At 65.6% G+C, this 10,926-nt stretch carries 10 protein-coding genes; 2 read left to right on the top strand and 8 right to left on the bottom strand.

Translation table 11 applies throughout. From position 1 onward, the window contains the following. Nucleotides 1-789: hypothetical protein (locus ACYQ2W_RS04490; protein WP_459863646.1), on the top strand; the 789-nt coding region annotated here is incomplete at its 5' end. Between the two features lie 42 nt (nt 790-831). On the opposite strand, the gene ACYQ2W_RS04485 is transcribed toward ACYQ2W_RS04490, so the two are convergent. The 5 genes from ACYQ2W_RS04485 to ACYQ2W_RS04465 form a co-directional block, all read right to left on the bottom strand. Then, nucleotides 832-1,146, bottom strand: a complete 315-nt coding sequence (locus ACYQ2W_RS04485; protein WP_459863644.1) for a HepT-like ribonuclease domain-containing protein — start codon at nt 1,144-1,146, stop codon at nt 832-834. 55 nt (nt 1,147-1,201) lie between these two features. Further along, nucleotides 1,202-1,483, bottom strand: a complete 282-nt coding sequence (locus tag ACYQ2W_RS04480) for a nucleotidyltransferase family protein (RefSeq protein WP_459863642.1) — start codon at nt 1,481-1,483, stop codon at nt 1,202-1,204. A gap of 373 nt (nt 1,484-1,856) precedes the next feature. Next, complete coding sequence (locus ACYQ2W_RS04475) at nt 1,857-2,618, bottom strand: alpha/beta fold hydrolase (protein WP_459863640.1); 762 nt, start codon at nt 2,616-2,618, stop codon at nt 1,857-1,859. A 116-nt stretch (nt 2,619-2,734) separates the two neighbouring features. Then, entirely contained in the window at nt 2,735-5,467 is a 2,733-nt protein-coding gene (secA, locus tag ACYQ2W_RS04470) for a preprotein translocase subunit SecA (protein ID WP_459863639.1), read from the bottom strand. A gap of 94 nt (nt 5,468-5,561) precedes the next feature. Beyond that, nucleotides 5,562-6,494, bottom strand: coding sequence for a M23 family metallopeptidase (locus ACYQ2W_RS04465; RefSeq protein ID WP_459863637.1), 933 nt, complete (start codon nt 6,492-6,494; stop codon nt 5,562-5,564). Here ACYQ2W_RS04465 and ACYQ2W_RS04460 point away from each other — a divergent pair. Beyond that, nucleotides 6,478-7,017: a DUF721 domain-containing protein gene (locus tag ACYQ2W_RS04460; RefSeq protein ID WP_459863636.1), complete on the top strand. Its 540-nt coding sequence runs from the start codon at nt 6,478-6,480 to the stop codon at nt 7,015-7,017. The two genes, ACYQ2W_RS04465 and ACYQ2W_RS04460, sit on opposite strands and share 17 nt — an antisense overlap. Nucleotides 7,018-7,172: 155 nt before the next feature. Here the strand turns inward: ACYQ2W_RS04460 and lpxC are convergent, their stop codons facing one another. The 3 genes from lpxC to ftsA form a co-directional block, all read right to left on the bottom strand. Continuing rightward, on the bottom strand, nt 7,173-8,090 hold the full coding sequence (gene lpxC / locus ACYQ2W_RS04455) for a UDP-3-O-acyl-N-acetylglucosamine deacetylase (RefSeq protein ID WP_459863635.1): 918 nt from the start codon (nt 8,088-8,090) through the stop codon (nt 7,173-7,175). 315 nt (nt 8,091-8,405) lie between these two features. Next, nucleotides 8,406-9,569, bottom strand: a complete 1,164-nt coding sequence (ftsZ, locus tag ACYQ2W_RS04450; RefSeq protein WP_459863652.1) for a cell division protein FtsZ — start codon at nt 9,567-9,569, stop codon at nt 8,406-8,408. Between the two features lie 118 nt (nt 9,570-9,687). After that, entirely contained in the window at nt 9,688-10,926 is a 1,239-nt protein-coding gene (gene ftsA, locus ACYQ2W_RS04445) for a cell division protein FtsA (RefSeq protein WP_459863634.1), read from the bottom strand.

The following is a 10,926-nucleotide window of genomic DNA, read 5'->3' as shown; positions in this document are numbered from 1 at the left end:
ACCCTTCCCATTGAATTCACCGATAGGCGCGCTGTTCAGCATCCATCCGCGGCAGGACCAATGGACAACGACCCACTGATCTCCCCCCTCGTCGAGCGACTGACCCGCGAGATCGACGAAGAGCAATCGGTCCGCTCCGCAAGGGATACTATTTCCAAAATCATCGGAGAGTACGGCGCACGTCCCCGGTCCGTATTCCCGCAAGTGCTTGCGGAGCTGGAGCACCACCCGTCGTTGGAGTTCCTACACGCCGTTGCAAGGAACTACTGGAGAACCTTCCACGCCGGAAGAGCGCGCCGATATCCAGCGCACGAGAAACTCAAGCGCCTCGCCCCGGACGCCTTCGCCGGAATCGTGTCCACCATGAACAACCAGAGGGGAAGGCTGTACGAGCGGACCTTCGGCGAGGCGATGGTGCGCTCGGAACTGGAACGACGCCATCCCGGAAAGCGCTTCACCATCGAGGTGGACCGCCGCAGCTTCACCACCGTCATCGACGAGAGGCCGACGAAGAGAAGGGCCGATCTCTACATCGAGGAGCTGGGGATGATGATCGAGATCAAGTCCGGAAGGGTCCATCACAACCGCCACGTCCGCCGCCAAATCCGCAAGGATGCTCAACTACTGCGCGACGGCGTAGTCGACGAGTGTCACTGGTTCCTGTTCTACGGCGCCTCGAAGCGGGTGCTCGACGACCTGGACCGTTCGGGGATCGATTTCTACGACTTCGAGTTCGGCTTCGACGATGACGAACCCGACGACGACACGGCAATGATCATTCGGGTCTGAACTCTCCCACAGCCAACAACGACGACTCCCGACACCGCGGCATCATTCCCCATATCCAGGTGGTGAAGAGCAGCTCCCTTCCATCGTTTGGACAGCCTCTTTCAGCAGCGGGATATCTTGATGGATAACGCTCCAGATCTGGCCAAGGTCCAGTCCGAGATAGTCGTGAACCAATACGTTGCGAAACGCGGCAATAGCGCGCCAATCGATGTGCGGCTGGGTTGCCTTGATCTCGGTGGAAAGGCGTTGTGTGGATTCAGCCAGAGTCTGGAGGTTTCGGATTACCGCGTCTTGCAAGGTGTGGGAGGCCATGAAGGCTTCGCGCCCCGACGCTATGTTCTCATCGATCCTCACCATACATTCCAGGATGTGGGCGAGAAGCGCCGGGTCTCTGTCGGTCCCATCCATTGGACTAAAGCGGCTTGGCCTCGGAGAGAACCCGATCGCGGATTCGGGGGTTGAGCCCGTGGTCGGTAACCACGTCGATGGAGCGGTGAAGTTCTTCTTCCAGATCCAGAATCAAGCCTGCGGGAAACCACGGCGAGGTCTTACCGGAGACCGCCACCAGCAGGTCGACGTCCGAGTCGTCCCGGTCGTCGCCACGGGCGGCGGAGCCGAACACCCGGACGTTTGCCGCGCCATGGCGGTGAGCGATCTCCAGGATCCGCTCCCGACGCACTTGCAGTTCTTCCAAAAGGGACACCCCTCACCCCCCAGACAGGCCGATTGACCGGTCAACTTTACCACCATCCTCCCGCACGGTGTCGCCGCCGGGCCGTAACCAAGGGGACACGCCGCTACCCCAACGCCCGCGCCCGCAGCTGGACGCAACCGCCGTCCACATCCTGGCCGCCGGAGTTGCGCAGGGCGGGGTCGGTGGTGTGCAGCGAGAGAGCCAGGGCGGGCTTTACCGGCCCCTGGTGCAGGCGTTCGAAGGCGCACCGGTCGCCTACGGTGGAAAAGACCAGGCTCTTGTGGGCTCCACATGCAACCGGGTTGAACCGTCGGCGGCGGCGCGCACGGCACGCCCTATGGGATCGCGTGAACCGGGTTCACAGCCTCGTTTCTCAAATTGGAAATTTGAGAAACGAGGCGAGGATGGCGGCAAAGCGGTACCACTGGTCGGCGTAGGCGTAGTGGCCGGCGCGCGCCAAAACCACCAGGCCGGCGTCGGGGATCAGCCGCTCCATCAGCCGGCCGTCGGCGGGCGGGGTGGCGGCGTCGTTCTCGCCCCAGAAGAGCAGGGTGGGGACGGCGATCTCGGGCAGGCGGTCGCGGACATCTTCGTTGACCACCTTGACCAGGATCCGGCGCATGATCCCGGAGGCGTTGCGGTAGTCGCTGGAGCCGGCGCGTTCGCGGGCCCGCTGGACGACGGGTTCGAACACCCCCTTGAGGCCGGGAAGGGTGGCGAGTCTGCGGGCCAGTTTGAAGCCGTAGACCTTGAGGTACCACTTGGGGCCGTGGCGGGCGCGGATGCCGGCGGCGTCGATCAGCACCAGGGTGGAGGCGAGGCCCTTGGCGCCGAGCAGGATGGAGAGCTTGCCGCCGAAGGAGTGGCCGATCAGCACCGGGCGGTGGATGGCGAGTTGCTCGAAGAGCCTCTCCAGCAGGGCGGCGTATTCGGGGCTGCCCCACACCTCAGGCGGCTCTTCGCTCTTGCCGAAGCCGGGGAGGTCGACGGAGAGGGTGTCGAAGTGGGGTTCGAGCAGGTCGTGGATCGGCGCGACGGCGGCGGTGGAGGCGCCCCAGCCGTGGAGGATCACCACCGGGCTGCCGCTGCCGCCGCGCCGGTAGTGGATGTTCAGGCCGTCAATTTCAATCCACAAGAGAAGAGGTCCGCAAATGCACGCAAATGAACGCAAATGAAGAGCAATCAAATCCTTTGATTTGCGTTCATTTCGCGTTCATTTGCGGACATGTCTTCAAATTCGGGAAGATCGCTTCAAGCGAGCTTCCCGTGGCACTGCTTGTACTTCTTGCCGGAACCACAAGGGCAGGGGTCGTTGCGGCCGATCTTGTCGTGGTCGCGAACGTAGGGAGTGTGCTCCTCTTCCTGTTCGTGCTCGACCTCGGCGGCCGCCGGACCGCCCTGGGAGACGTTGCCGGCGTCGGCGTGCTGGAACTCCATCTCGCGGCTCTGGCGGCGCTGCGCCTCCAGGGCCTCGACGTCCTCTTCGGCGTGTACCTGGACGCGGGAAAGGATCGCCACCACCTCGTGCTTGATCCGCTCCAGCAACTGCTGGAACATCTCGAACGACTCGCGCTTGTACTCCTGCTTGGGGTTCTTCTGGGCGTAGCCGCGCAGGTGGATGCCCTGGCGCAGGTAGTCCATGGCGGCCAGGTGCTCCTTCCACAGGGTATCCAGCACCTGCAGCATCACCGCCTTCTCGAAGTGGCGGGCGACCGGCTCGCCGACCGCCTCCACCTTCGCCTGGTAGGCACTGTCGAAGGCGTCGAGGATCCGTTCGCGCAGGGTCTCCTCGTGCAGCGAGTGGTCGACCTCCAGCCAGCCGCGGATGTCGAGCTGCATGCCGAAGGTACCCGCCAGGGCCTCCTCCAGACCGGCCACGTCCCACTGCTCCTCGATGGTCTGGGGTGGGATGTACTGGGCGATCACCTCCGCCACCACGTCCTCGCGGATCGCCTTGATGGTCTCGGAGATGTCCTCCTCGGCCATCAATTCGGCGCGCTGCTGGTAGATCACCTTGCGCTGGTCGTTGGCGACGTCGTCGAACTCCAGCAGTTGCTTGCGGATGTCGAAGTTGTAGGCTTCGACCTTGCGCTGGGCGTTCTCGATCGCCTTGGAGACCCACGGGTGCTCGATCGCCTCGCCCTCCTTCATGCCCAGTTTCTGCATCATGCCGGAGACCCGCTCGGAGGCGAAGATGCGCATCAGGTTGTCTTCCAGCGCCAGATAGAAGCGGCTGGAACCCGGGTCGCCCTGGCGGCCGGCACGGCCGCGCAGCTGATTGTCGACGCGCCGCGAGTCGTGGCGCTCGGAACCGATGATGTGCAGGCCGCCGGCGTCGAGCACCTGCTGGTGGCGCTTCTTCCACTCCTCGCGCTTGACCGCGTGGACCAGCGGGTCGGTGTTCTCGGGCAGCGCCGCCAACTCCGCGTCCAGGGAGCCGCCGAGGACGATGTCGGTACCGCGGCCGGCCATGTTGGTGGCGATGGTCACCGCGCCGGGGCGGCCCGCCTGGGCGACGATCTCCGCCTCGCGGGCGTGCTGTTTGGCGTTGAGCACCTCGTGCTTGACGCCGCGCTTGTCGAGCAGGCCGGAGAGGAGTTCGGAGGCCTCGATCGAGGCGGTACCGACCAGCACCGGCTGCTGGCGCTTGAGGCAATCCTCGATGTCCTCGGCGATCGCTTCGAACTTCTCGCGCTGGGTGAGGTAGACCAGATCGCCCTGATCGTCGCGCACCATCGGCCGGTTGGTGGGGATCACCACGCACTCCAGGCCGTAGATCTGCTGGAATTCGTAGGCCTCGGTGTCGGCGGTGCCGGTCATGCCGGCGAGCTTGTCGTAGAGGCGGAAGTAGTTCTGGAAGGTGATCGAGGCGAGGGTCTGGTTCTCCTGCTGGATCGCCACCCCCTCCTTCGCCTCGATCGCCTGGTGCAGCCCCTCGGACCAGCGGCGGCCGGGCATGGTGCGGCCGGTGAACTCGTCGACGATGACGATCTCGCCGCCCTGGACGATATAGTCGACGTCCTTGCTGAACAGCACATGGGCGCGCAGCGCGGCGTTGAGGTGGTGGAGCAGCATGATGTTGCCGGCGTCGTAGAGGCTCTCCCCCTCCTTCAGCAGCTGCACCTCGGTGAGCAGCCGCTCCACCTTCTCGTGCCCCTCCTCGGTGAGGTAGATCTGCTTGGCCTTCTCGTCGACGGTGAAGTCGCCGGGGACGGTCACCTCCTCGCCCTCGCCCTCCTGGCGGGTGAGCGAGGGGATCAGGGTGTTGATCCGCTGGTAGACCGCGGCGTTGTCCTCGGCCGGGCCGGAGATGATCAGCGGGGTGCGCGCCTCGTCGATGAGGATCGAGTCCACCTCGTCGACCACCGCGAAGGCGAGCTCACGCTGCGCCTTCTCCTCCACCGAAAAGGCCATGTTGTCGCGCAGGTAATCGAACCCCAGCTCGTTGTTGGTGGCGTAGGTGATGTCGGCCTGGTAGGCGGCGCGCTTCTCCAGCGGGTCCTGGCCGGGGACGACCACGCCGACGGTGAGGCCGAGGAACTGGTAGATGCGCCCCATCCAGCCGGCGTCGCGACGGGCCAGATAGTCGTTGACGGTGACCACGTGGACACCGCGACCGGGCAGGGCATTGAGGTAGACGGCCAGGGTCGCCACCAGGGTTTTGCCCTCGCCGGTCTTCATCTCGGCGATCTTGCCGTCGTGGAGCACCATGCCGCCGATCAGCTGGGTGTCGAAGTGACGCATCTGGAGCACCCGCTTGCCCGCCTCGCGGACCACCGCGAAGGCCTCAGGCAGCAGTTGGTCGAGGGTCTCGCCCTGCTCAAGCCGGGCACGGAACTCGGCGGTCTTGCCGCGCAGTTCGTCGTCGCTGAGCGCCTCGATCTCCGGTTCCAGCGCGTTGATACGCTCGACCGTCTTGCGCATGCGTTTGACCAGCCGCTCGTTGCGGCTGCCGAAGATCTTGCTCAGTAGCTTGCTGACCATGGAGGAGTGGGTTCCCTTGCGAAGATTCGACGTTCCGGAACCGCGAACCGGCCGCGAGCGAGTGCGGCCGGCGCGGACGGGATGAGGAGGGTTGTTACTTGGCGTCGGCGCGGATGTAGCGGAGCGGGTTGACCACCTTGCCCTGGACGATCACCTCGAAGTGGACGTGGGGGCCGGTGGAACGGCCGCTGGAGCCCATCTTGGCGACGGTCTCGCCCTTCTTCACGGTGTCGCCCACCTTCACCAGGATCTTCTGATTGTGGGCGTAGCGGGTGACATAGCCGTTACCGTGACTGATCTCGACGGTATTTCCGTACTTGGAGCGGCGGCCGGCGTAGCTGACCACCCCGGAGGCGACCGCGATCACCTCGGAGCCGAGCTTGCCGGCAAAATCGATCCCCTCGTGATAGCCGATCTTGCCGGTGAAGGGATCGGTGCGCTTGCCGAAGTAGGAGGAGATCCAGCCCTTTTTCACCGGCCGCCCCGCCGGCAGCACCTCCTCCTGGAGGTTGCTGTTCATCAGGAAGGCGCTGAGCAGATTGAGCTGCCGCTCACGGTCGGAGAGCTGGCGGGAGACCTCGTCGAGGGTGGCGAGGAAATCGGGCACCGCCAGCGGCTGCTGGTCGGAGACCGGCCCCGCCCCGCCCTGGGCGGGCGGATCGTCGAAGTCGAACTCGCCGCCGTCCAACTCGGCCATCTTCACCAGCCGCTTGCCGAGGGCGTCGAGGCGGATGACGTGGGCCTGCAACTGGCCGAGACGCAACGCCAGGGCGTTGACGTTCTCTTCGGCCTGGGAGCGGGCGGCGCTCACCTCTCGGCGCTGGCGCTCCATGTCCTTCACCCACTCCTCTTGGACCAGCGGCCGGGCGTCGGCCGGCTGCGTCACCCCGGCGATCCGATAGCCGCCGTAGACCAGCCCGCCACACAGGCCGATCAGCAGGAAAAACAGGGGAATATAGAATTTCGCCTGGGCAAGATCGACGCTACACTTGCACCCGGCGCCTTTGCTGATGAACAACAGATTCATGGGTTCCCTGGGTTATCGTTTACAACCGAAGTCCGACGTGACCGACCGCTACCACCCCAAACGCCAAGCCACCACCCACCGTCCGGAGCCGCTACGCGGTCTGCTCGGCGGTGCGGCCAATGAACTCTCCCAGCTGGTCGCCCGTGCCGGGCGGCTGGAGCGGCTGCGCCAGCGGCTCAAGGGGCGCCTGCCCGCCGAGCTGTCCGGCCACTGCCGGCTCGCCAACATCCGCGGAGACACCGCGGTGGTGAGCTGCGACTCCGCCGCCTGGGGGGCCCGCCTGCGCTACCTGGAGCCGCAGTTGCTCGATGCCCTGAACCGCCAGGAGGGGCTGTCCCTGCGGCGGGTGCGGGTGAAGGTGCTGCCCCACACCGCGCCGCCACCACCGCCGCCGGTGCCCGGCCACCTGCCGCAGCTGAACGAGGCGAACGCCGATCTGCTGGAGGCCACCGCCCGCGGCATCGCCGACGCGGGACTCTCCGCAGCCCTGCGACGACTGGCCCGCCGCGGGCGAAAAAGCTGAGGTCCGGAAATCCGGCGTTTCCGGCCGATATTCCAACCGCAGATTTCACGGATGAACGCGGATTTTCATTTTCTCCAAACCCGCGTTCATCCGTGAAATCCGCGGTTCAATTTCGCTGCATAGTCACACCGGCACCAGGACGAAGGGTAAGGCCCTCAGCTGATCGTCTGCGCCGCCGGCTTGATGTAGCGGATCGGCGCGTTCTCGGCATCCTCGAAGGTGACCACTTCCCAGGCGTCCTCGGCGGCGAGCAGCGCGCAGAGCAGCCGGTTGTTGAGGGCGTGGCCCGACTTGTGGCCGCTGAAGGCGCCGATCAGGCTGTGGCCAAGAAGGTAGAGGTCGCCGATGGCATCGAGGATCTTGTGCTTGACGAACTCATCCTCGTAGCGCAGGCCGTCCTCGTTGAGGATGCGGAAGTCGTCCACCACCACCGCGTTGTCGGGGCTGCCGCCGAGGGCGAGACGTTGCTCGCGCAGCCGCTCGTAATCACGCATGAAACCGAAGGTGCGGGCACGGCTCACCTCCTTGACGAAGGAGGTGGTGGAGAAGTCGATCGCCGCGTGCTGGCTGTGATCCTGGAACACCGGATGGTCGAAATCGATGGTGAACCCCACCTTGAACCCCTCGAAGGGCTCGAAGCGGGCCCACTTGTCGCCATCCTCCACCTGCACCGAGCGCTTGATGCGGATGAAGCGCTTGGCCTTGTTCTGCTCCTCGATGCCGGCGGACTGGATGAGGAAGACGAAGGGGCCGGAACTGCCATCCATGATCGGCACCTCGGGGGCGCTCACGTCGACATAGGCGTTGTCGATGCCGAGGCCGGCGAAGGCGGAGAGCAGGTGTTCGACGGTGGAGATGGAGCCCCCCGCGCAGCCGAGGGTGGTGGAGAGGCGGGTGTCGGTGACGTTCTCGGGACTGGCCTTGATCTCCACCGGCTGATCCAGATCCACCCGGCGGAAGACGATGCCGGTGTCCGCCGCGGCGGGCCGCAACGTCAGCAGGACCTTCTCTCCGGTGTGCAGACCGACCCCGGTCGCCTTGATGACGTTTTTCAGCGTTCTCTGTTTGATCAATTTCTGCTTCCCCACGCAGCCGTAATGGACGGACGGGTCCGATCCGAGGGATGGTACCACTAAGGATTTGCCGCCGCAAAACGGCGAAGGGCCCACCAGGAGCCCGCCGATCGATGGATCGATCGGCCGCAGAAGCGGGATGACGGCCCGGTTTTTCCGAAAATCCTCGTCAAGTAGCTCACCGTCCTACCCGGAACTTTCAAAAAAAACGGCGCCGTCCTCCCGTTCCCGCGACTCGATCCCCCATCGCCCGGCAGGCGCCCGGGGTCCCCCCGCCGGGCGGGAGCGGGCATGTCCAACCTGCGTCGCGGCAATTCAGTCGGCCTGTTTGCGCAGAAACGCCGGGATGTCGAGGAAGTCCACCTCTTCGGCCGAATCGCCGCCGGCGGGGGCGAAGCTCTCGCCGCCCACCGCCCGCTTCTGGTGGCGGAACACCGCCGGGCGGTCCAGCTTGCCGTAGTCCAGCTCGCCGTCGCTGGTGCGCGAGACCACCTTCATCGGCCGTTCGCCGGTGGCCGCCTTCGGTCCGTTGAGACCGGTGGCGACCACGGTGACCCGCAACTCGTCGCTCATCTCCGGGTCGATGACGGTGCCCACCACCACGGTGGCGTCCTCGGAGGCGAACTCCTTGATTATGTTGCCCACCTCCTCGAACTCGCCGATCGCCATGTCGAGGCCGCCGGTGACGTTGACCAGCACCCCCTTGGCGCCCTTCAGGTTGACGTCCTCCAGCAGCGGGCTGCGGATCGCCTCCTCGGCCGCCTCGCGGGCGCGCTCCGAGCCGCGCCCTGAGCCGGTACCCATCACCGCCATGCCCATCGACGACATCACCGTACGCACGTCGGCGAAGTCGACGTTGATCAGGCCGGGGCGGGTGATCAGGTCGGCGATCCCCTGCACCGCGTTGAGCAGCACGTCGTTGGCCGCCTTGAAGGCGTCCAGCAGCGAGCAGTTCTTGCCCAGCACGGTGAGCAGCTTCTCGTTGGGGATGGTGATCAGCGAATCGACGTGCTCGGAGAGATCCTTGATCCCCTCGGACGCCTGCTTGCTGCGTTTGGTTCCCTCGAAGGGGAACGGCTTGGTCACCACCGCCACGGTGAGGATCCCCAGCTCCTTGGCCACCTGGGCCACCACCGGGGCCGCCCCGGTGCCGGTGCCGCCGCCCATGCCGGCGGTGATGAAGAGCATGTCGGCGCCCTGCACCGCCTCGACGATGCGCTCGCGGTCCTCCAGCGCCGACTGGCGGCCGATCTCGGGGTTGGCACCGGCGCCGAGCCCCTTGGTAACGTTGACGCCGAGCTGCAGGGTGGTACCCACCTTGGAGCTCTTCAGCGCCTGGGAGTCGGTGTTGGCGCAGATGAAGTCGACGCCCTCGACGGTCTGCTCGACCATGTGCTGGACGGCGTTGCCGCCGCCTCCGCCCACTCCCAGGACCTTGATTACAGCCGTCTGGCTGTACGAATCCATCAACTCAAACAAGTTGGACATGGTTTCAGCCTCCTGAAAAACCTGATTTTTTGCTTTGCCCGCAAATTACCGTTTACGACCCCGGGCGGCGCCTACTCCGCCCGGACAGACCCAATGCCAGGAAATCTCCTCAGAAATTCCCCTGGAACCAACCTCGCATCCGCTCCCAGATCCCCTTGAAGCCGCGGTCGGTGACCAGTTCCGGCCCCCGTCCGCTGCGGTTGAGGTGTCCGAAGAGCAGCAGACCGACGCCGGTGGCGTGGATCGGATTCCTCACCACGTCCACCAGCCCGGTCACGTACTGCGGGGTGCCAAGGCGGATCGGCATGTGGAACACCTCCTCCGCCAGCTCGACCACCCCCTCCATCTTTGAACTGCCGCCGGTGAGCACCACCCCCGCCGGGATCATGTCCTCGACGAATCCGCCGCGGCGCAGCTCCTCCTGCACGTAGCCGAAGATCTCCTCGTAGCGCGGCATCACCACCGCAGCGAGCGTCTGCCGGGCCAGCCGGCGCGAGACCCGGTCGCCGACCCCGGGGACCTCGATGGTCTCCTCCGGGGCGGCGAGCTGGGTCAGCGCGCAGGCGTACTTCATCTTGATCTCCTCGGCGTGCTGGGTCGGCGTGCGCAGGGCGACGGCGATGTCGTTGGTGACGTGGTCGCCGGCCAGCGGGATCACCGCGGTGTGGCGGATCGCGCCGTTGGTGAACACCGCGATGTCGGTGGTGCCGCCACCGATGTCGACCAGACAGACCCCCAGCTCCTTCTCGTCCTCGGTGAGCACCGACTGGCTGGAGGCGAGCTGCTCGAGGATGATGTCGTCCACCTCCAGGCCGCAGCGGCGCACGCATTTGATGATGTTCTGCGCCGCGCTCACCGCGCCGGTGACCATGTGCACTTTCGCCTCCAGGCGCACCCCGGACATCCCCACCGGCTCGCGGATCCCCTCCTGGGTATCGATGATGAATTCCTGCGGCAGGATGTGGAGGATCTCCTGGTCGGCCGGGATCGCCACCGCGCGCGCCGCGTCGATCACCCGCTCGACATCGCCGGCGGTCACCTCCTTGTCGCGGATCGCGACGATGCCGTGGGAGTTGAGGCTCTTGATGTGGCTGCCGGCGATGCCGGCGTAGACCGAGTGGATCTGGCAGCCGGCCATCAGCTCCGCCTCCTCCACCGCGCGCTGGATCGACTGGACGGTGGACTCGATGTTGACCACCACCCCCTTCTTCAACCCGCGCGACGGATGGGAGCCGATGCCGATGATCTCGATGTCCCCCTCATAGGTGACCTCGCCGACGATGCAGACCACCTTCGAGGTACCGATGTCGAGACCGACGATCAGATTCTTTTCCGACTTCTTGGACAT

The sequence above is a fragment of the Endothiovibrio diazotrophicus genome (assembly GCF_054657215.1).
This window is presented reverse-complemented; position numbering and strand designations above follow the sequence as displayed.

What these genes read in the sequence shown, in the direction of transcription:
- ACYQ2W_RS04485 (WP_459863644.1), bottom strand. Translation starts at nt 1,146, where the DNA reads ATGGTGAGGATCGATGAGAACATAGCGTCGGGGCGCGAAGCCTTCATG.
- secA (WP_459863639.1), bottom strand. Translation starts at nt 5,467, where the DNA reads ATGGTCAGCAAGCTACTGAGCAAGATCTTCGGCAGCCGCAACGAGCGG.
- ACYQ2W_RS04460 (WP_459863636.1), top strand. Translation starts at nt 6,478, where the DNA reads ATGAACAACAGATTCATGGGTTCCCTGGGTTATCGTTTACAACCGAAG.
- ACYQ2W_RS04465 (WP_459863637.1), bottom strand. Translation starts at nt 6,494, where the DNA reads ATGAATCTGTTGTTCATCAGCAAAGGCGCCGGGTGCAAGTGTAGCGTC.
- ftsA (WP_459863634.1), bottom strand. Translation starts at nt 10,926, where the DNA reads ATGTCCAAGAAGTCGGAAAAGAATCTGATCGTCGGTCTCGACATCGGT.